20 protein-coding genes are annotated in these 19,155 nt (G+C 45.2%); 10 read left to right on the top strand and 10 right to left on the bottom strand.

Features of this window, described 5'->3' with window-relative positions:
* The first annotated feature begins 53 nt into the window (after positions 1–53).
* Together BST85_RS05515 and BST85_RS05520 are read left to right on the top strand one after the other, a co-directional pair.
* Positions 54–1,448: a DUF1800 family protein gene (locus tag BST85_RS05515; RefSeq protein WP_104812338.1), complete on the top strand. Its 1,395-nt coding sequence runs from the start codon at positions 54–56 to the stop codon at positions 1,446–1,448.
* A gap of 2 nt (positions 1,449–1,450) precedes the next feature.
* On the top strand, positions 1,451–2,617 hold the full coding sequence (locus BST85_RS05520; RefSeq protein WP_104812339.1) for a DUF1501 domain-containing protein: 1,167 nt from the start codon (positions 1,451–1,453) through the stop codon (positions 2,615–2,617).
* Here BST85_RS05520 and BST85_RS05525 read toward each other — a convergent pair.
* Positions 2,614–3,153, bottom strand: a complete 540-nt coding sequence (locus tag BST85_RS05525; RefSeq protein ID WP_104812340.1) for a DUF4251 domain-containing protein — start codon at positions 3,151–3,153, stop codon at positions 2,614–2,616. The two genes, BST85_RS05520 and BST85_RS05525, sit on opposite strands and share 4 nt — an antisense overlap.
* 211 nt (positions 3,154–3,364) lie before the next feature.
* Here BST85_RS05525 and BST85_RS05530 point away from each other — a divergent pair, with 211 nt between their 5' ends.
* Both BST85_RS05530 and BST85_RS05535 read left to right on the top strand, forming a co-directional pair.
* Positions 3,365–3,730: a nuclear transport factor 2 family protein gene (locus BST85_RS05530; protein ID WP_181039966.1), complete on the top strand. Its 366-nt coding sequence runs from the start codon at positions 3,365–3,367 to the stop codon at positions 3,728–3,730.
* 103 nt (positions 3,731–3,833) lie between these two features.
* Positions 3,834–5,144, top strand: a complete 1,311-nt coding sequence (locus BST85_RS05535; protein ID WP_104812342.1) for a dipeptidase — start codon at positions 3,834–3,836, stop codon at positions 5,142–5,144.
* A 169-nt stretch (positions 5,145–5,313) separates the two neighbouring features.
* Here BST85_RS05535 and BST85_RS05540 read toward each other — a convergent pair whose 3' ends face one another.
* From BST85_RS05540 to BST85_RS05565, 6 genes are all read right to left on the bottom strand, one after another.
* Positions 5,314–5,673, bottom strand: coding sequence for a hypothetical protein (locus BST85_RS05540; protein ID WP_181039967.1), 360 nt, complete (start codon positions 5,671–5,673; stop codon positions 5,314–5,316).
* Between the two features lie 54 nt (positions 5,674–5,727).
* On the bottom strand, positions 5,728–5,988 hold the full coding sequence (locus tag BST85_RS05545) for a hypothetical protein (RefSeq protein ID WP_104812344.1): 261 nt from the start codon (positions 5,986–5,988) through the stop codon (positions 5,728–5,730).
* 82 nt (positions 5,989–6,070) lie between these two features.
* Complete coding sequence (locus tag BST85_RS05550) at positions 6,071–6,277, bottom strand: helix-turn-helix transcriptional regulator (RefSeq protein WP_104812345.1); 207 nt, start codon at positions 6,275–6,277, stop codon at positions 6,071–6,073.
* The gene (locus BST85_RS05555; protein WP_104812346.1) at positions 6,274–6,711 is read right to left on the bottom strand and encodes a hypothetical protein; all 438 of its coding nucleotides are present in this window, start codon (positions 6,709–6,711) and stop codon (positions 6,274–6,276) included. The genes BST85_RS05550 and BST85_RS05555 overlap by 4 nt, the downstream gene beginning before the upstream one ends.
* 85 nt (positions 6,712–6,796) lie before the next feature.
* The gene (locus BST85_RS05560) at positions 6,797–7,447 is read right to left on the bottom strand and encodes a hypothetical protein (RefSeq protein ID WP_146090664.1); all 651 of its coding nucleotides are present in this window, start codon (positions 7,445–7,447) and stop codon (positions 6,797–6,799) included.
* A gap of 31 nt (positions 7,448–7,478) precedes the next feature.
* Positions 7,479–8,207: an SDR family oxidoreductase gene (locus BST85_RS05565; protein ID WP_181039968.1), complete on the bottom strand. Its 729-nt coding sequence runs from the start codon at positions 8,205–8,207 to the stop codon at positions 7,479–7,481.
* A 70-nt stretch (positions 8,208–8,277) separates the two neighbouring features.
* On the opposite strand from BST85_RS05565, the gene BST85_RS05570 reads away from it, so the two are divergent.
* On the top strand, positions 8,278–8,892 hold the full coding sequence (locus tag BST85_RS05570; RefSeq protein ID WP_104812348.1) for a M15 family metallopeptidase: 615 nt from the start codon (positions 8,278–8,280) through the stop codon (positions 8,890–8,892).
* 7 nt (positions 8,893–8,899) lie between these two features.
* Here BST85_RS05570 and BST85_RS05575 read toward each other — a convergent pair whose 3' ends face one another.
* On the bottom strand, positions 8,900–11,734 hold the full coding sequence (locus tag BST85_RS05575; RefSeq protein WP_104813917.1) for a M16 family metallopeptidase: 2,835 nt from the start codon (positions 11,732–11,734) through the stop codon (positions 8,900–8,902).
* A 118-nt stretch (positions 11,735–11,852) separates the two neighbouring features.
* Here BST85_RS05575 and BST85_RS05580 point away from each other — a divergent pair, with 118 nt between their 5' ends.
* Both BST85_RS05580 and BST85_RS05585 read left to right on the top strand, forming a co-directional pair.
* Positions 11,853–12,128, top strand: a complete 276-nt coding sequence (locus BST85_RS05580; protein ID WP_104812349.1) for a DUF3817 domain-containing protein — start codon at positions 11,853–11,855, stop codon at positions 12,126–12,128.
* The gene (locus BST85_RS05585) at positions 12,125–13,399 is read left to right on the top strand and encodes a mechanosensitive ion channel family protein (protein WP_104812350.1); all 1,275 of its coding nucleotides are present in this window, start codon (positions 12,125–12,127) and stop codon (positions 13,397–13,399) included. Before BST85_RS05580 ends, BST85_RS05585 begins: the two co-directional genes overlap by 4 nt.
* On the opposite strand, the gene BST85_RS05590 is transcribed toward BST85_RS05585, so the two are convergent.
* Positions 13,396–13,788: an acyl-CoA thioesterase gene (locus BST85_RS05590; RefSeq protein ID WP_104812351.1), complete on the bottom strand. Its 393-nt coding sequence runs from the start codon at positions 13,786–13,788 to the stop codon at positions 13,396–13,398. The two genes, BST85_RS05585 and BST85_RS05590, sit on opposite strands and share 4 nt — an antisense overlap.
* 143 nt (positions 13,789–13,931) lie before the next feature.
* On the opposite strand from BST85_RS05590, the gene BST85_RS05595 reads away from it, so the two are divergent.
* From BST85_RS05595 to BST85_RS05605, 3 genes are all read left to right on the top strand, one after another.
* Positions 13,932–14,690, top strand: coding sequence for a LolA family protein (locus tag BST85_RS05595; protein ID WP_104812352.1), 759 nt, complete (start codon positions 13,932–13,934; stop codon positions 14,688–14,690).
* Between the two features lie 122 nt (positions 14,691–14,812).
* Positions 14,813–17,908: a WD40/YVTN/BNR-like repeat-containing protein gene (locus BST85_RS05600; protein ID WP_104812353.1), complete on the top strand. Its 3,096-nt coding sequence runs from the start codon at positions 14,813–14,815 to the stop codon at positions 17,906–17,908.
* Positions 17,909–18,048: 140 nt separating this feature from the next.
* Positions 18,049–18,456 (top strand): glyoxalase, encoded by a 408-nt coding sequence (locus BST85_RS05605; protein WP_104812354.1) that lies wholly within the window; start codon positions 18,049–18,051, stop codon positions 18,454–18,456.
* On the opposite strand, the gene BST85_RS05610 is transcribed toward BST85_RS05605, so the two are convergent.
* Positions 18,453–19,124 carry a DUF2461 domain-containing protein gene (locus BST85_RS05610; protein ID WP_104812355.1) on the bottom strand — a complete coding sequence of 224 codons (672 nt, stop codon included), beginning with the start codon at positions 19,122–19,124 and terminating at the stop codon, positions 18,453–18,455. The two genes, BST85_RS05605 and BST85_RS05610, sit on opposite strands and share 4 nt — an antisense overlap.
* Between the last annotated feature and the right edge of the window lie 31 nt (positions 19,125–19,155).

Here is a 19,155-nt window from a genome sequence, read left to right on the forward strand (position 1 = left end):
GTCCCAATTAAACCCTCGGCCTCCTAAACTGTCCTAAAGTCAAGTAAGTAAACATGATGGATCGCTCCTCTTTATGGTCATTACGTCTCGGATATTCCAGAAAACAGGCTGAACAAATTAATTCAATGGGACTTTCAGGTTTTTTGAATCGATCCTTTGTTTCAAATTCTGGGCTTGAAAGACCGTCATTTCTAGACAATGAACCGAATAGCCTTAGCAGCCTCCAGAGTTTAAGGAAAGAGATGAGGAAACTGTCTACCGAGGATAAAAAAGCACGTTTTAGAGAAACTGGTCGAAGATCGCAACAATTGAGAGCCTGGTGGGTCGATCGAATGAGGTCCTCTGAATTTCCTTTACAGGATAAGATGTGCTGTTTCTTGCATAATCATTTTGTTTCAACTTTTAGCAAGATTAGAGTCAATGAATGGATTTTTAGGCATCATCAATTACTCTACAACCAAGCTTTTGGAAACTTTAGAGAACTCACTAAACAAGTGATCCGGACCAATGCTATGGTACAGTACTTGGATAACATTGATAACAAAAAAGACCAACTCAATGAGAATCTCAGCCGTGAGCTACTTGAGCTGTTTACTCTGGGAATTGGTAATTACACGGAGGAAGACATCCGGGAGGGCGCTAAAGCCTTGGCTGGACTTGGCCTTGGGGAGTTTCATGCTGTTTATAAAGAACGTCATAAATACGATGGATTTGTTCATTTCCTTGGGAGTACAGGTAAGTATGATTCGGATGATTTGGTCGATATTATCTTTGAGCAAGATCCGGCACCTTTTCTCTTTGTTCGAAAGTTGATGCAGTGGTTTTTATATGATGAGCCTAAAGAGGAATGGGTTTCGTATTACGGAAATTATTTCAGAGAGGTCGACTTCGAGATCAAACCACTGTTAAACAAGTTGTTCCTAGAGGAGTATGACCGAGACCTTCGAGCGCGAAAAATTAAGGACCCCCTGCATTTCATGATGCATTTGACTGAAGAATTATCCGCTTCCGAAACACCAGCTTTAAGCATAGTTGATTTTATTCGAACTCAGGGAATGGATTTATTCAATCAACCTAATGTAAAAGGTTGGCCGGGAGGGCAGTCGTGGCTGAGCACACAGTATTATTTACAACGAAACAAAATTGCGAATATGCTTTGTAAGGGAGTTATTTTGGATCGGTCTGAATTGATTATGGGTAATGCTAAAATGGGTAACAGTATGCAAAGACAGATCGAAATAAGTAATGGTTGGAATGGTACAGATAATGCAAAAGAAACCATTGAAAATTTCTCTAATCGTCTGATATCTGAAAGTAATGCCCAGATAGAAGCAGATATAAACCAAATTTTGCGTTATGATTTTGATCCTTCACTTCCAAAAGCATCAAAAGCCGTTATGCGATTGTTTAATTTTATGGTGAATTCACCAGAGTTTCAATTGATCTGATTTTGAAAAGACGTCAATTTTTAACACTAACAGGTACCTTAACTGGTGGTTATTTACTTGTTCCTCAGTTTTTACATGCGCTTGGAGGAAGAACTGGATTATCTCGCTCAAATGGGATTGTAGTATTTCTTCAGCTCGATGGAGGGAATGACGGACTAAATACATTAATTCCGTTCAGTGATTCTCTCTATTACACGTTTCGGCCCAATATTTCTATTTCTCGAGAGCAGGTAATTAGGATAAATCGTGACCTTGGATGGCATCCCAGACTAGAAGGAATAGCATCGATTCAACAAGCTGGCCATCTCACCGTAATTCAAAACGTCGGTTATCCTAATCCTAATAGATCACACTTTCGCAGCCAGGAGATTTGGGAAACCGCAAGTGACTCGAACATTTATATGGACAAAGGTTGGCTGGGAAGATACCTCGATATCCAATGCGAAGATATTGAACCGGTTGCCGGGGTGACAATTAATTCTGCCGATAATCTTGCCCTTACAGGCTCACGACCAAATAGTATTACGGTAAATAACCCCAACCAATTCAAACCACTTTTTAACGGTAAGGCAAATACGACTGCCAGCGATAACCCACAATTGGATTTTGTACGAAGGATTGCCTTCAGCACCAAACAAGGCGCAGATTTGATACGTGATGCCATGAACAAGAGTTCAGACACGGGCTATTATCCTTCAACTAAACTTGGTCGAAATTTACAGTGGATCGCCAGACTGATCAAAGGTGATCTAAGCACGAGGGTTTTTTACACCTCTCAAAAAGGTTATGACACTCATCACAATCAGTTGAATGAGCACGCCAAGCAGCTGAAACAATTGGACCAGGCGATATACGCCTTCTACCGAGACCTTAAGTCAAGTGATTTGCTCAATGACGTCACTCTAGTCATTTTCTCCGAATTTGGCAGACGAGTTAAAGATAATGGGGGTGGCACTGATCACGGTAAGGCTGCACCGATGATGATAATCGGAGGAAAAACAAAAGGAAACATCATTGGGACGAATCCGGATCTATTTCATTTGGACAAAGGAGATCTAATCCACAAAATTGATTTTCGATCCGTCTATGCCAGCATATTGAACGACAAACTTGCCTTTGACCCGAGCAAGATAAATATTAAGCAAAAAGCCTTGAGTGGATTGTTCTAACCCGGATTGTCAGCTGCCTTCAAGGGTTCAATATAACCATCAAAGCTCATAAAATCCCGGGCACTACTGGAGACGGTTACGGAAGCACCTCCGCCGGCACCAATTCGCATGATCAATTCGTAGGTCTCAGGACCGGTCTTGTGGGTAAAACGGTAGTTGATCTTCCTTTTCTTTTCGTCATATCGAACCTCCCAGTTCTCCATATCCCCCTTAAACAAAATGCCGCCGTTATTACTGTTGGCTATTCGTCCATTGTAAACACGACCAAAATACTGTAGGAAGGTATCAACACGGTTTTCCTCTATCCGTACATAATTGTTATTCCCATTCAGGTCTAGGCGACCGCCTGTTTGCGGTTGACCCCAAACAGCAACAAACTGGAAATTCCCAGATTCTACCAGATCCTTTATCTGATTGTACACTTGATCTTTTTGGAAATTGCGAAGTTGACGGCCACTTAAGGAATCAACCTGCCCTATGGCCACGGGAGTGGTCATCAGAAGAAGTAATATCGCGATCAGAGCCGGCCGCATCATGAGCGAATCGTTTTTGTTTAAGCATCAAAATTGATGCCAACCTATAAAAAAGACGAGGTCCAAAGGTGTTTTGTTACATGTTAAGGCCATTTATTCGAAAAATTTATCCAATTGGTGATGAATTGAAGCGAAAATTGATATTTTCAGTTTCAAATTATTGCTTGAAAACATGAAACATTCCTTTCTTACAATTTTACTTGTGTTACTGCCCATGATTTCATTTACTTCTTACGGTCAGAACAGCCCCGAAGCAGTGGTTCAGGCCCAATTAGAATCCTATAACCGAGGCGACCTGGATGCCTTTATGGCGACCTTCGATCCGCAGGTGATATTTACCGATGCTTCTGGCGAGATCACCATGCAAGGAGCCGAAGCTGTTCGTGAAAGGTATAAGTCCTATTTTGAAGCATCGCCCAATCTTCATTCAGAAATACAAACCAGAATAGTGCAAGGAGATTTCGTTATTGATCATGAGCATATTACAGGTCGGTATGGAAATCCTGAGATTTACGAATTGGTCCTGGTGTTCCGAGTTAAACTAGGAAAGATCGTGCGGGTGACCGTCTACGGGAAATGATGCGTCATCCCATGTGGTTATACACCAGTAAGTTGTAGCCGGTCGAACTGAATAGGCTATTATTTTGTACTTTTCAAATTCATAGAATTCAAACACCAAACCGATGCGCGCTAAACTATTTTCCCTCTCTATCATCCTTATACTGATGAATGCATTTCAAAGCTGTAAGCAAGAAAACAACTCCTCTGAAGATCCGACTATGGCTATGGCCAAAGAGATTCACGACCGGGTAATTACACTAGATACCCACTGTGATATTAATGTTGACAATTTCACAACAGATAAGAATTATACCCAAGAACTTTCGACTCAGGTCGATCTGCCCAAAATGAAGGAAGGCGGATTGGATGTTGCCTGGTTTATCGTTTATACTGGCCAGGATTCGTTAAATGATGCTGGTTACGCTAAGGCATACGAGAACGCTATGGCCAAATTTGAGGCCATTCATCGTTTGGTAGATGAATATGCCCCGGATGAAATCGGTCTGGCCTTAAGCTCGGATGATGTCCGGCGTCTTCAGTCCGAGGACAAGCTAGTTGCCATGATTGGAATCGAGAATGGTTATCCGGTGGGTACAGACATTGGTAATGTGAAGAAATTCGCCGAAATGGGTGCCCGCTATATGTCCCTTTCTCATAACGGCCACAGTCAACTTTGCGATAGCAATACCGGGGAGGCAGATGACGTTTGGCTCCATAATGGCCTCAGCGATCTGGGAAAAGAGGTCGTCGCAGAGATGAACAAATGGGGCATTATGATCGATGTCTCTCACCCTTCCAAGGAATCCATGCGCCAAATGATCGAGCTAACCAAAGCACCGATAATTGCATCACATTCTTCGGCCAGAGCCCTGTGTGATCACAGTCGCAACCTGGATGACGAGCAATTGATGTGGCTAAAGGAAAACGGCGGTGTTGTTCAAACAGTTGCGTTCAAGTCTTACCTCAATACCGAGAAAAGTGAGAAAAGGGCTGAAGCCGAAACAGAGATCATGAAAGAGATCGCCGACTCCATGGGAATCGAATGGCTAGAGCGTGCCCAGGTCATGGCGCTGCCGGCAGACGAACGCAATGCCTATATTCAAACCTATTACAGGATGTTACCGGTTCAAAAGAAAAAGATCGCAGAACGTGATGACCTTCCACCCGGTGTTAATGTATCAGATTTTGTAGATCACATTGACTACTTGGTCGAGAAGATCGGAATTGATCATGTTGGGATATCCAGTGACTTTGACGGCGGTGGAGGAATCGTTGGCTGGAGTGATGCATCGGAAACCTTCAATGTAACCTTGGAATTGGTCAAACGTGGGTATACTGAGGAACAGATCGAGAAACTATGGAGCGGAAACTTGTTAAGAGTTTTGGACGAGGTGCAACAAGTTGCTCAGGAGTTACAGGCAGTTCGTGGATAATCCTTAAAGAACAGTTCGATTCAGAATCAAGCGAGTCTGACATCTTAGGATCTTTTTTGTTTTGGGGTCCCCCCACCCATTGCAAACTACTAGTTTTTCTGTACCTAACCATTGAAAAATATAGCGCCTTCCTACAATTCAAGAATAAGAGAGCGCTTTTTGCAGGTTATTATCCTTTTGAATCGATCTCCTGATCGATCAATTCAAGAATGGCATCTATTTCCTCCAATGCCCTTTGATAAACCTGGTCCTTCTCGTTCATGACGTGCAAGGCCAGAATGAACATATTTTGAGACTCAAAACTGTAAAGTAAATCGGGGTTCTCTACCTTGCTATTTGAGAATCGGATGGTCTTATTCAAGTGAGGAATAAGGCTCATCACCGCATCAAAATGAATGGTCTGCATGCGGTTCAGATAGAAATAAGTCTCCTCCAATCGGCGAATTCTCTCAATGATCCCGTCATTTTGAAGCAGTTTAATATCTCCACTTTTGATAAGGGCCTCATAGATATTGCCCTTTCGATCCATATCCGAATAATTGATCAGACCTATCATGATATTGCCCAAGGAATCCAGTTGGCTTTAATCTTGACGTTCGATCAGGTCTACACCATACCTAAACGAAGGAATAAATGAAGCGTTATAGTCCACTACAGATTCTATGCTCCTGGCGTACTCATTGAGTAGCTGTTTTGTTTTGCGGTAGTAGGCTTGCTCGGCTTTGCGATCGGCCATCTCATCACTTTTGTTATTGATGCTCAAAGCGATGAGGATTCCAATCACTACCAAGATAATTTCACCAATGGCATATTGAAGGTATTTGACCGTTTTACCCCGGTTCAAGAGATCCTGTCTAATTTTGCGAAAAAATTTGATTATCGATCAGAATAGAAAGGGGGCGCCCTAGCGCTTACTAGGCCTGTTTTTAGTTTGAGTCACTTTTTTCTAGGAAGAATAGTTCATTGACCGGTTTTCCAAACTCCGCAGATAACTTCAGCGCTAATACGGTCGAGGGTACATAACGCCCCTTCTCTATGGAGTTAATGGTCTGACGAGAGACTCCGATCCGCTCGGCCAGAGCCTCTTGGGTCAGGTCCTGTATGGCCCGTTCTATTTTAAGTCGATTGGTCATAAACAGGCCCGCTTGAATTGTTTGAAGAACAGTAACTGCACGATCAGCATGAAAACGAGCACCTGGAAATAGCTCATATCCGTATTGGGATTTTCCGAACCCAATAACCAGGCCACTCCGAAGTTTACATAAGGCTGCACAATGGCATAGATCACACCAGAAACAAAGGCTATCCCATAAGATTGAGCCCGAATGGAAGCCATCATCTCATCCTCCACTTTTTCCTTGGATATGGAAATGATCAGCAGGCCGATCAGCATGATATTTGCCAACAAAGGTTTCACCCACTCTGGTTCGTCTACAAATCGTTTTACGAGCATCAAGACAAAGGCCGCTATGGCGATAGTCAGACCAACCTTTTTCCAGCTGTGTGGAAGATGGAACTTACGTAGTCGTCTAAACAATCGCCTGTCATATTCTATGATCTTCTTCATACACTATATGTAAAGTACATTATATCTTTTGACAAATATACATATCTTTTTGTAAAATATACTTTACATTATGAAATAAAATTTTTTACTCCTTCAACACTTGTATAGTTGCCTTATAGCCGGTCAGCAAATTCCATTCCTTGGCCGAGATGATCTCCCCATCGTCATTATAGACATGTAATTCTGCGGTATTAGGTCCCGAATCACCCTGATTCAAGGCCTGGAATTCGATGGTATTCACTCCCTCATCCAAGGCTACAGATATGCCCTTGAATCCACTTCCCAGGTACACCTGCGATTGCACGATATCCCCATTGACGAAGACGCGAATCATGTCCCCATCCACGTATTCGTGATCCCTGTACATAACCTTGACAAAATCCGAACCTGTAGAGAACTGTCCCAGGTTTTGATCCCTGGCATATTCCTCTGTCGCCTGTTTATCCTTGGTAAAATACTTGGGGGTAAGGTCTACGTTGTTATTCTCCATCAAGCCATCGTCCTTGGTCATATCCAATGGTTCTTCCTTTTCTTCCAGGTTGACATTGCGAGGGTCGAAGTTATCCCGGGTGATGGACAATGAAGGTTTTTCTTTAGCTGGCAACCTAAGGCCTTCCTGACTGCGAAAATTATCCTCTGTCTGTTCAAATTGGACCGACTTATTGGACTGATCCAATTGAGCATGTAGCGGTAAGCAGATTACCGCTAGTAGTAGGAAGATCAATAGATTTTTCACAACTATCATTTTATCAAGAATCGGGCCATGGTTATTTCCTGGCAGAGGGTGGCACTGTTGGTCTCACCTCTATTTTGCTAGGCAAGGTACGGGGGTGGATCTTCAACAGATCGACCACAATCTGACCCAGATCCTCGATCTGGATCTTCCAGGCGTCCTCCTCATTGGGCACATGATTATTAAAGTAAGTGGCTACAGAGCCAGGCATAATGGTGGTCGACTTGATCTCGTGTTTTCTAAGGTCGATCATGGCCGCCTGGGTAAATCCAGTCAAGCCGAATTTACTGGCATTGTAGGCGGCACCTGCACCAAAGAAGTTTGTTCCTGCCAGGCTGGAGATGGTAATATAATAGCCTTTATTAGCGATCAGCTGGTCCAGTGTTGCTTTAAGTGTATAGAATGGGCCACTCAAGTTGGTGTCGATGGTTTCCTTCCACTGCTCGATGGTCAGATCTTCAACCGAGGCAAAATGTCCCAATCCGGCATTGGCGATCACAAAATCGATGCGCCCAAATTCGGATACTGCAAGTGTAACCGCTTGCTGTTGGCTCTCAAAACTCCTTACGTCCGATGAGATTCCGATCGCTTTGGCAGTGCCGCTATAGGTACTGTTCAGTTCGCTAGCCACTTCCTGAGCGCTGGCAGCATTCCGACCAGTTATGGCCACATGAATGCCCTCCTGCATCATGGCTTGGGCTATCCCAAGGCCAATTCCTTTGGTCCCACCGGTAATAAAAGCAACTTTTCCAGTCAATTCCATTTCGACGATTTAGACCTCAAAGGTACAACCCCCAAGATAATGGCCTCTTATAATTATGCTAAATTTGAAGATGGTGAAATTCCTAGCTCGCTATTTACCTCTGTTGCTCCTGACGGTGAATTGCCTCGCACAGCAGGAGCTCCCCGACGGTTTGGTTGATATCTCAGATCAGATCAGCCTGGATGTTCGATATGCTACCACAGCCAACTTTACGGGTGAGGTATTATATCCTTGCCAGAAATGTGTTCTGAAGAAAGTAGCGGCAGATGCTCTGCTGGAAGTCAACACTTACTTTGAAGAACAAGGATTTCAATTAAGGATATTTGATTGCTACAGACCCCTGGACATTCAACGGTTGATGTGGAAGGTCTATCCAGACCCCAACTATGTGGCCAATCCAGACAAGATTGGATCTGTACACAACCGAGGTTATGCGGTCGACCTTACTTTGGAAACTTTAGATGGACAAGCCTTGGACATGGGGACTGACTACGATCACTTTGGTCCAGAAGCCCACTGGGACTATGCCGGTCTTAGTGAAAGTCAGCAGAGGAATCGGGGGATCTTACTGGAGGGAATGAAGCGGTTCGGTTTTAATCCGATCCGGACCGAATGGTGGCACTTTAGCTATAAAAAGAACAGCGGAGATGCTTTAAACACTCCGCTGCCCTGCAAATTAGATTAATCAAGTCTTACTCTATTGGCTGGCCAAAAATATCCAATTCAGTGACCGGAAGCCCAAGTTTGGCTACTTCTTCCCACTGAGTGGCCTTATCACCCACCACCAGGTAGGTCATTTCGGCCTCGTTGATATATTGTGCGATAACGGATTTGAACTCCTCCAGGTTCATAGACATCAATGCATCTTGTTCCTGGTTGATATAATCCAAGGACTTGCCGTATTTGTCAATATTGGTCAATATGCCCAGTTTGGCGTTCAGGGATTCATAGGCTCGTGTATTTTGTTTCACCACCTTATTCTTGGTCAGCTCTACTTCATTGTCGGTAAAGCCGGGGCCGTAATCCTGCAACATCTCCCGGATAATATCCAGGGAAGCCTGGGTGGCATTTGCCCGAACGCTGGTCACTACTCGGAACGGAGCAACAGTTTGCCTGGACGGCACGCCAGAACTGGCCCCATAGGTATACCCCTTTTGGATACGTAATGTCTGGAACAATCGGCCACTGGATCCGCCGCCAAGAACTTCGTTGGCAAAACGCAGTTTAGGAGCCATTGGGTCCGAAGCGGCCAAGGCCATACTGCCTATGTAGATCACGGATTGCTTGGCTCCAGGGACGTCGATGAAATAAAGCTGTTGTTTGGTCGAATTTTCCGGAATGGCATAACTGTTCATTTGAGCAGCATCCACAGTCCAATTGGAATTCAAACTGGATAGGGCGGCTTCTACCTCTGCCTGGTCAATGTCGCCCACCACCTTCATTGCCGCACCCTGTGGGCTCAGTTTAGAGTAGAGCGCTTTGATATCCTCCAGGCCAATCCCCTCTACGGTCTCCAGGGTTCCCGATGTCGGAACGCTCATAATGTGCTGATCGCCGTACAGTAGTTTGGTGAAATTCAAGGAAGCAATTGCAGTAGGGTTGGCTTCCCGGCCTTTTAAAGAGGTCTTTAGTTCCTGCTTCAATCGATCAAAATCGGCCGGATCCCAACGGGGTTGCAACAACATTTCCTCCACCAATGCGAGGGTCGCTTCAAAATTTCGGGAAAGACAACTTCCAGAAATTGTGATCTCCTCTGCCCCGGCCGAAACGAAAATTCCAGAGCCTAATAGGCCTATTGCCTCTTCTAGTTCTGCGGCTGTCCGGTTGGCAGTACCTTCGTTCATCAGATCGGCCATCAGGTAGGCCATACCGGATTTCTCCATGGAATCCAGCATATGACCTCCGGGTATGCTAAGTGAGAAACTGACCAAGGGTAGCTCCTGATTCACAATCCCCAGGGTATTCATACCATTGGACATGGAACCGGTCCAGACGGCTGGCATGCGGAACAAGGGTGGTTCTCCAAAATCGGGTTCAGAACGGTCGTATTTGGAAGGAGTTTTCTCATATTCGGCTTCCTCGCCCTGGCCCACCTGCTCATTGGCCTTCATGGCAGTAACCTCTTCCTGCCAAACGGTAGCTTCCTCGGCTCCGCTGATGGCCAGTTCTGGGGTATTCTGAGGGATAACCGAGGTCATCACATAGTTCTTCCCTTTGATATACTGCTGGTAAACCCGCATCACATCTTCTCGTGTAATACTCTGATAGATCTTGGATCGCTCGGTAATAAAACCGGGATCCTTACCAAACTCATTATCCTGCACCAATTGAAAAGCTTTGTTCAAGACAGTCGCCACTCCATAATACAATTGAGTTTCCAATTCGGCCTTGATACGCTGTAATTGGGTGTCGGTGAATCCGTTGGTCTCAAAGTCGGCCAAACCACTTTCTATTGCTGCCTTCACATCGTCCAGGGCAACACCTTCATTGGCCCTGACCCGGAAGACGAATTCACCAGCTAATTCATTGGAACTGTTGTAAGAACTCACATTCGGAGCCAATTTCCCTTCCTCTACTACAGATCGGTACAGTGGAGATTTCTTACTGCCACTGAGCAACTGCCCCAGCACTTCAAGAACGAACTCGTCCTTATTGTAGGCCTCTACCGTGGGATAGACCATTCTTAGTTCAGGCAATTTTGCGAAGTTATCTTTAAAGTACAGTGATTTGGTCTCTTCCAGGGTAACCGGCATAGGTGACATTGGCGCCACTTCCGGTCCGGAAGGTATCTCACCGAACCAACGCTCTACCAGGGCTTTTGTTTCCTCGATATCAATATCACCGGCAATTACCAAGGAGGCATTGGATGCTCCGTAGTATTCGTTGTAAAATTCCTTCACGTCCTCGAGGGTTGCAGCCTGCAGATCAGGCAGTGAACCGATCACCGTCCAGCTATAAGGGTGTCCCTCAGGATAGAGATTCTTTCGAATGATCTCGTCTGTATACCCATAAGGAGCATTGTCCACACGCTGGCGCTTCTCATTTTTCACAACCTGCTTTTCTCTTTCCAGGGCGGCCTCGGTTACGGTGTTGATCATGTATCCAAACCGATCGCTGTCAATCCAAAGGATCTTCTCGAAGGCATCCTTGGGTACCACTTCATAATAGACAGTGCCATCACTCCAGGTTCCCCCATTTCGACTCCCTCCCCATTCCGGGATCATCTTTCGGTTAGCACCAACAGGGACATTTTCGGAGTCGTTAAATGACATATGCTCGAAAAAGTGTGCAAATCCGGTCCTTCCCGGTTTCTCGCGGTTGGACCCAACATGCATCATGGTAGCTACTGCAACAATGGGATCACTCTTATCTACATGCAAGATGACCTCGAGTCCATTATCCAGCACAAATTTTTCATAGTCGAGAGTGAATTCGGTAGACGCGACCTCCCTCTCTTTTGTTTGTTCACAAGCCATAGTCAGACATATTACAGCCAGCAAAGGCATTACTTTAAAGTTGATTTTCATGTATTTCTGATTTTGCACCCGAAAGTTAATTAAGTATGAGACTTCCTGTCTTAAAAATTGAATAAAATTGACATCCATATCCCTGTGGCTTAACTTTGCACGAAATTCTTTGGACCTGATGACGATCGATACCTTTAGAAAAATTGGAATTTTAGAAGCTATTTCCTTCTTGCTTTTGTTAGGAGTAGCCATGCCATTGAAATACATGATGGATATACCCCAGGCAGTATCCGTGATCGGGATGGCCCATGGAATACTATTTGTTGTCTATGTGTTGGGAGCCTTCCTCATGAAATCAAAGTTAAATTGGTCTTACGGAATCCTGGCCATCGTTCTTTTGTGTTCGGTGGTTCCCTTTGGGCCATTTTATGCCGAACGAAAATACCTGGTATGACAGAAAAGGAACTAAAAGGACTATTTAACTGGTTCGAAAATTGGTTCAAGGATCAGGGTATAGGGGCCTATTGGGCTGAAATTCTTGGCTTTATCATCAATTTAGTCCTGGTCTTGTTTTTGACCTATTTATTGGATCGAATTCTCCGGGTTATCATCGTCTGGTTGTTCAAGCGATTTAGTAAGTCTACAGCGATCACCTATGACGATTACCTGGTCAAGAGTAACTTTCCGCGATATGTCAGTCACTACGGCCCTGTTCTATTATTCTGGTATTTAGAGCCCTTTCTTTTTGATGGCTACGATTTACTTTCTGATATAGTCCTGAAGTTGGTGGACATATATATAGTTGTCCTGACCGTATTGGTGGTAAGAAGTACATTGCGTTCCACCGTGTGGTATCTCAGGACCAAGGACCAGTATAAGGACAAACCCCTGGAAAGCTATCTACAGGTCCTGATGATCTTTGCCTGGGCTATCGGCATAATTCTTGGTATAAGCATACTAACTGGCTACGAATTGAAAAGCTTAGTTACCTTGGGCGCAGCATCGGCGGCAGCCATGTTGATCTTCCGGGATACCATTTTAGGCTTTGTGGCCAGCATCCAGATCACGGTCAACGATATTGTCCGTATCGGAGATTGGATCTCTATGCCCAAATACGGCGCTGATGGAGAGGTCAGTGAGATCAACTTGGCAACAGTAATTGTCAGGAACTGGGACATGACCTTTACCACGGTTCCCACCTATAGTCTTATTTCAGACTCCTTCCAGAACTGGAGAGGGATGCAGGAAAGCGGCGGCAGGCGGATCAAGCGGGCCTTGATGATCAAGCAAAATACGGTGAGATTCCTCAAGGCTGAAGATCTTCAAAGGCTAAGTAAAGTTCAATTGATTGGCGATCTGATCAAACACCGTCAAGATACCATAGACAAGCACAATTTGCGGGTGAATGCAGACAAAGACCTCTCTGTGAACGGTCGCAATCAGACGAATTTAGGTCTGTTTCGGGCTTATATTGACCGCTATTTACAGAACACCTCAGGTATCAATAAACAGATGACTTTGATGGTCCGACCACTTGCCCCAACTGCCGAAGGTGTGCCCATAGAGATTTATTGCTTCTCTTCTGATAAGGTTTGGAAGAATTACGAGTATATCATGGCCGATATCATGGACCACATAATGGCCTCTGTTTCCTATTTTGACCTGGAGATCTTTGAACTGCCATCTGGTTCCGATCTGGGTAAGCTTCAAAAACTAAACGGCTAGTCCTCGTTCAGGCGATCGCGGACAAATTCCACTTCGGTCTTTCCATGAGGACTGGGTGAACCATTGGGATCTAAGTTGACCATGATGATCTTGTCTATAGTGATGATGGTTTCCCGGGTCATCTTGTTTCTGACCTCACATGCCAAAGTCAGGCTGCTCTTTCCAAAATGCTTCACCTCCAAGCCTATTTCGACGATGTCCCCTTTTCGCGCAGAACTTTTGAAGTTGATCTCAGAGATGAACTTGGTTACGATCTTGGTGTTCTCCAACTGAATGATAGTGTAGAGTGCAGCTTCTTCGTCTATCCACTCCAATAATCGGCCTCCAAACAGGGTGCCGTTGGGGTTGAGGTCTTCTGGTTTGACCCATTTTCGGGTATGAAATCGCATAGGTATAGTTGAGTTGTAAGACTATTCTTGCTACAAACAAATTTACGGGATTTAAAGTGTTAAATTCACCTATTTTATAAAGATACTGTAACACTTCAACCCCATTAAAGACATACCTTTACGTAAATCCAAATAATCATCACATGAAAAAGTTTAAAATCGCATTCATTGGTCTGTTTTTGTTGGTCTTTATTCCTGCCCAGGCCCAAACTGCCGATGAGATAATCAACAATTATTTTGAAAACACAGGTGGCGCCGATGCCTGGAATTCACTAGAGGGTACCAAGACCATCGCGAGCGTTACTGCCCAGGGAATGGATATCCCGGTAGAGATCTACCAAACTAAGGATGGAAAGCAACTGGTCAAGATCACCTTTCAAGGTCAGGAAATCACCCAAGTGGCCTTCGACGGCGAGACCATGTGGTCTACCAACTTCATGACCATGCAAGCCGAGAAAAGCGATACGGAGACCACAGAGAACATGAAAAAAACGGTAAAAGACTTCCCTTCTCCATTCCTTAATTACAAAGAGAAAGGATTTACTGTGGAGCTGATGGGAGACGAAACCATCGAAGGAACAGAGACCTTTAAGATCAAATTGACCCAGGACCCTGTTATGGTAGATGGAAACGAAGAGCCCAATGTGTCCTACCATTACTTCGAGAAAGAGAACTTTGTGCCTATCGTAGTCGAAGCTGAGATTCGTCAGGGACCAGCTAAAGGTCAGATGAGCAAGTCTACCATGAGCGACTACGAAGAAGTAAATGGCTTGTACTTCCCATTCTCCATGAGCCAAGGCGGGCAGCCGATCACCATTAAGGAGATCGTCCTGAATCCTGAGATCGACATGGCCCTTTTCAAATTCCCTGAGGCCGCCGCTTCTACCGAAGACAAAAACTAAAATGAAATAATCCCCTGCTTCTTACAGGGGATTGTTTTTCTTGTAACATACTGTCATAGCCCCTATCGGAATATTCATTCCGACGGGCTATATGCAATTCAATTCTAACTAAAACCAAAGTAATGAAACGAGTCTTATTGACCTTTTTGGCCCTTGCTTTGATCCCAGTTGGGACCATGAGCGGCCAGGAAATAGCCCTGAAAGGGAAAGAACTTTTCGGGGATATGCGCGCAAGACACATTGGCCCTGCCCTGATGAGCGGACGGATCAATGACCTGGAAAATCACCCCTCCAATGCCCGGATCATTTATGCCGGAACCGCTGGAGGTGGAGTATGGAAGTCTAGTGATGGTGGAGCCACCTTCGTACCCATATTCGATGATTATGTACAATCCATAGGTGTGGTAAAACTGGACCCCAATGACCCGGATCAAAGCATCTGGGTTGGTACCGGAGAGACCTGGACCCGTAATTCGGTTTCCGTAGGAGACGGTCTGTATCACTCTACCGATGGTGGAAATAACTGGAAGGAGATCGCTGGCTTCGAGAAATCCGAGCGAATTGCTTCCATTGCAATCAATCCCGATAACAGCAAGGAGATCTATGTCGGTGTGCTTGGAGCCTTATGGAGTGACTCAGAAGACCGTGGGGTTTACAAATCCACTGACGGTGGTGAGACCTGGAACAAGATCTTATACATCGGGCCCAAAACTGGTGCCGCTGATGTGATCATGGATCCAAACAACCCGAGCATCCTTTATGCCTCCATGTGGGAGTTCAGACGTTCCGGATGGGGATTTGCCTCGGGAGGAGCCACTTCTGCTCTCTATAAATCGACAGACGGAGGAGCAAACTGGAACAAGATCCACAACGGGTTTCCGGAAGGAGACCTTGGGCGGATAGCCGTTGCCGTTGCACCCAGTGACTCCAATATTCTTTACGCCGTTTTGGAAACAGAGGAAAAATCACTGAATGGTCTTTGGAAATCGACCGATGCCGGTAGCAATTGGGAACACCTGAACAACGACTTCGGTCTGACGGTCCGTCCATTCTATTTCTCCCGTATCACCATCGATCCCAGGGATCCTGATGTTGTCGTTAAAGGAGGTTTAAGTGGATCTATCAGCCGGGATGGCGGGAAGACCTTTAAGTCCCTGGGGAATATGCACAGTGATATTCACGACATCATCTTCGACATCAACAACAGCGACATCATGTACTCCGGTACGGATGGTGGAGTATACCGCTCCTGGAACGGAGGAACAACTTTTGAGATCGTCGAGAACCTTCCGTTATCTCAGTTCTATCATATTTCCGTGGACGACGCCCAACCTTATAATGTATACGGTGGACTGCAGGATAATGGTTCCTGGTGGGGACCATCTTCCTCACCTGGAGGGGTCAATGCCCGCGATTGGAACAGTGTTGGCGCCGGAGACGGATTCCGCGTATTGAAACACCCGACCAAGAACATCGTTTACTCCGAAATGCAAGGTGCTGAAAATGTTTGGCGCTATGACGTAGATCGAAACCGAACCAAGACCATCCAACCATTACCGGCTAAAGGTGATCCTGAATTCCGTTTTAACTGGAATGCCCCCATGGCGGTCAGTGCTCATGTGCCGGACCGATTCTATATGGGAAGTCAATTTGTGCATCGATCTGATGATATGGGAGACAGTTGGGAGGTCATCTCCCCTGACCTGACCACCAACGATCCGGCCAAACAAAACCAAGCCGAATCTGGAGGGCTTTCTGTAGACAACAGTGGTGCAGAAAATCATACGACCATCTTTACCATCGCTGAATCACCCTTGAACAAGGACGTTCTTTGGGTAGGAACTGACGACGGTAATGTTCAGGTTACAAGAAATGGTGGAAAAAGCTGGACCAATGTGACGGCCAACTTAAATGGTATCCCAGCCAACACCTGGGTATACCATATTGAGGCCAGTGTACACGGCGAAGGTACAGCCTATGCGGTATTTGACGGTCACACTACAGGAGATATGAAGCCTTATGCTATGAAGACCACAGATTATGGTCAGAGCTGGAGCACGATTATTTCCGACGATATAGACGATAGAGCCTTTGTAAGAAACATCCAAGAGGATTATGAAAACGAAGACCTCTTGTTCCTCGGAACTGAGTTCGGTCTTTATGTGACCATCAATGGTGGCTCTACCTGGTCTCATTTCACTAATAATATGCCGCCGGTTGCGGTTCACTTCATCGACCTGCAGAAACAGACCAACGATCTTGTCATGGGAACTCACGGTCGCGGTGTGATCATTATTGATGATATCAGTCCCTTACGCGAACTGAGTCAGGAGACACTTGCCAAGGACGTTCACTTCTTCTCTACCCGACCCTTCACTATGGTGGAAGAAAGTGGCTTCTCTGGTTCCTTTGGAGGAGAGACACAGTTTGTCGGGGCGAATAAATCGACGGCTGCGCGTATAGTTTATTACTTGAAGAAACGCCACACCTTTGGCAAAATGTCCATGGAGGTTCAGGATATGGAAGGAAATAAGGTTACTACTTTGAACCCGAGTAAGTCGAAAGGCATCAATGTGGTCAACTGGAATTTCTCGACCCGTATCCCGAAGATGGCCGAAGGAAAAACGCTCTCATTTGGCGGATTTACTTCGCCTCGCGTTCCTGCAGGAACCTATAAGGTGGTGATGACCAAAGGCAAGAATACCTATGAAACAACCGTCGAGTTAAAGTACGATGAAAAGTCGCTGACCACCCTGAAAGAGCGCAAGCGACAAGAGGAAATTACTCAGCAGTTGTTCGATATGGTAGAAGATCTGGCATTCATGGTTTACGAATTGGGTGAAACCCAAAAGATCGCCCAGGATGTGATAGACAACAACCCTAAGGGTGCTAAGACCGCCCAGAAACTGTATGATGCCCTTGAGGGTCTTCGTAAGGACCTGGTGATCACAACTGGAGATAACTACGTTGCCTCTGCTGAGCCTGAACTCAGGGAGAGAATGGCTGACCTCTATTCGAATGTAGCCAGTAGTTATGACAAGGTTTCAGGATCACAAATGCAAAACCTGGAACTGATCACTACAGAATTCGAAGAAGCAAAAGTCCGTTATCAGGCAATCATGGATAAGGAAGGAGCCAAATTCATGAGCTTTATGGAGAAAAATGAAATGGAAATGCCGAAAATGAAGACTCGAGAAGATTTTCTCGGAGCCAAGTAATTCCATGGAACTATTTAAGAACCCCTGATTTTCAGGGGTTTTTTTATGGAAACATCTGTTTAAAACCCGGTTAACAACTATCCGAGATTTCTGACAAGCCTGGCAATTGGTTTCTTTAATTTTAGTCAAACCCAAACAAGATGGAAGCCCGCGACCAAGTTCTACTCCAACTTAGACCTACTATAGAAAGTGCCCGCATAATGTCTGGCATGAGCCAGGAGGAGATCTTTCAGAACCAAACCCTGCGGCCTGTGGCCAAGTTACAGAACAACCTTTTATTGGAGATCTTCAGGAACTACGTTAGGAAGCATAAGAACGTCTTCTACGACCTCTCCATAGAGAAGAGACTGGACTATATTGAGAATGCCATCCACAAGGATATGAAGTTCAGGAACTCCTTGAAAGGAACGATTATTGGACAATTTACTCTGGAGGAATATCGGGTTTATACGGAAAACTCCTCTGCACTGAACAAGCGAATGATGAATATCGTTAAGGAACGACTAAAGAGCCATGTGCAATTATTGGTTCCGGCCTATGTTCACTAGTCTAGTAAGGAAACCCCATTTAGATCAGTAGTCAATACCTGGCTCATATAATCGAAAAATGGCCGGAGCAATTCGAAGTCATGCACCAGCTTGTCTTTAAAGTTTGCCGAGGTGACCTCCTTGTCCGTATAAGGATGAACCACAAAAAAACTCTTTAATCGGATCAGGTCGATATTGGGATCTTCCTTACTGAAGCCTTTTGGTGCAGTCTTGACGGCATAGGACTGCTCAAATCCCCCGAAGGCCTTATCGAACTCAGGCTCCTTCAAAATAGAACGAATGCTATCTCCATCCATCTGGAATTCCTGCCTGATACGCAGCAGGTCCGCAGGTTCAGGACCGAAAAAACCGCCGGCCATCATAGAGTTACCCGGCTCTAAACGTAAATAATAACCTCCTCTTCTATGGGCTCCGGCCCGGGAAAAACTAACGCTTCTATGCACATTGTAGGGGGTCTTGTCCTTGCTAAAGCGAACGTCCCTATTTATCCTAAAAACCTTGACTTTCTCAATCTGATCCATTGTGTTCAGACCGGACTCGACAGCGGCGTAAAAAGCTTTTAATTGTTTCTCATTCTGCTGATAGGTCTTCTTGTGCTCCTGCATCCAATCCCGGTTATTATTGGCCTTGAGTTCAGTTAGGAAATCGAGTATGGATTGATCGATCATAGATGACAGTTTATATCCTTAAAGTTAGCAA

The sequence above is a fragment of the Aureitalea marina genome, assembly GCF_002943755.1.
GTDB classification, from domain to species: Bacteria; Bacteroidota; Bacteroidia; order Flavobacteriales; family Flavobacteriaceae; genus Aureitalea; species Aureitalea marina.

Excerpts from the sequence above, each read along its gene's own strand:
- BST85_RS05515 (WP_104812338.1), top strand. The coding sequence starts at position 54 with ATGATGGATCGCTCCTCTTTATGGTCATTACGTCTCGGATATTCCAGA.
- BST85_RS05525 (WP_104812340.1), bottom strand. The coding sequence starts at position 3,153 with ATGATGCGGCCGGCTCTGATCGCGATATTACTTCTTCTGATGACCACT.
- BST85_RS05530 (WP_181039966.1), top strand. The coding sequence starts at position 3,365 with ATGATTTCATTTACTTCTTACGGTCAGAACAGCCCCGAAGCAGTGGTT.
- BST85_RS05535 (WP_104812342.1), top strand. The coding sequence starts at position 3,834 with ATGCGCGCTAAACTATTTTCCCTCTCTATCATCCTTATACTGATGAAT.
- BST85_RS05540 (WP_181039967.1), bottom strand. The coding sequence starts at position 5,673 with ATGGATCGAAAGGGCAATATCTATGAGGCCCTTATCAAAAGTGGAGAT.
- BST85_RS05550 (WP_104812345.1), bottom strand. The coding sequence starts at position 6,277 with ATGACCAATCGACTTAAAATAGAACGGGCCATACAGGACCTGACCCAA.
- BST85_RS05555 (WP_104812346.1), bottom strand. The coding sequence starts at position 6,711 with ATGAAGAAGATCATAGAATATGACAGGCGATTGTTTAGACGACTACGT.
- BST85_RS05565 (WP_181039968.1), bottom strand. The coding sequence starts at position 8,207 with ATGGAATTGACTGGAAAAGTTGCTTTTATTACCGGTGGGACCAAAGGA.
- BST85_RS05570 (WP_104812348.1), top strand. The coding sequence starts at position 8,278 with ATGGTGAAATTCCTAGCTCGCTATTTACCTCTGTTGCTCCTGACGGTG.
- BST85_RS05575 (WP_104813917.1), bottom strand. The coding sequence starts at position 11,734 with ATGAAAATCAACTTTAAAGTAATGCCTTTGCTGGCTGTAATATGTCTG.
- BST85_RS05580 (WP_104812349.1), top strand. The coding sequence starts at position 11,853 with ATGACGATCGATACCTTTAGAAAAATTGGAATTTTAGAAGCTATTTCC.
- BST85_RS05585 (WP_104812350.1), top strand. The coding sequence starts at position 12,125 with ATGACAGAAAAGGAACTAAAAGGACTATTTAACTGGTTCGAAAATTGG.
- BST85_RS05590 (WP_104812351.1), bottom strand. The coding sequence starts at position 13,788 with ATGCGATTTCATACCCGAAAATGGGTCAAACCAGAAGACCTCAACCCC.
- BST85_RS05595 (WP_104812352.1), top strand. The coding sequence starts at position 13,932 with ATGAAAAAGTTTAAAATCGCATTCATTGGTCTGTTTTTGTTGGTCTTT.
- BST85_RS05600 (WP_104812353.1), top strand. The coding sequence starts at position 14,813 with ATGAAACGAGTCTTATTGACCTTTTTGGCCCTTGCTTTGATCCCAGTT.
- BST85_RS05605 (WP_104812354.1), top strand. The coding sequence starts at position 18,049 with ATGGAAGCCCGCGACCAAGTTCTACTCCAACTTAGACCTACTATAGAA.
- BST85_RS05610 (WP_104812355.1), bottom strand. The coding sequence starts at position 19,124 with ATGATCGATCAATCCATACTCGATTTCCTAACTGAACTCAAGGCCAAT.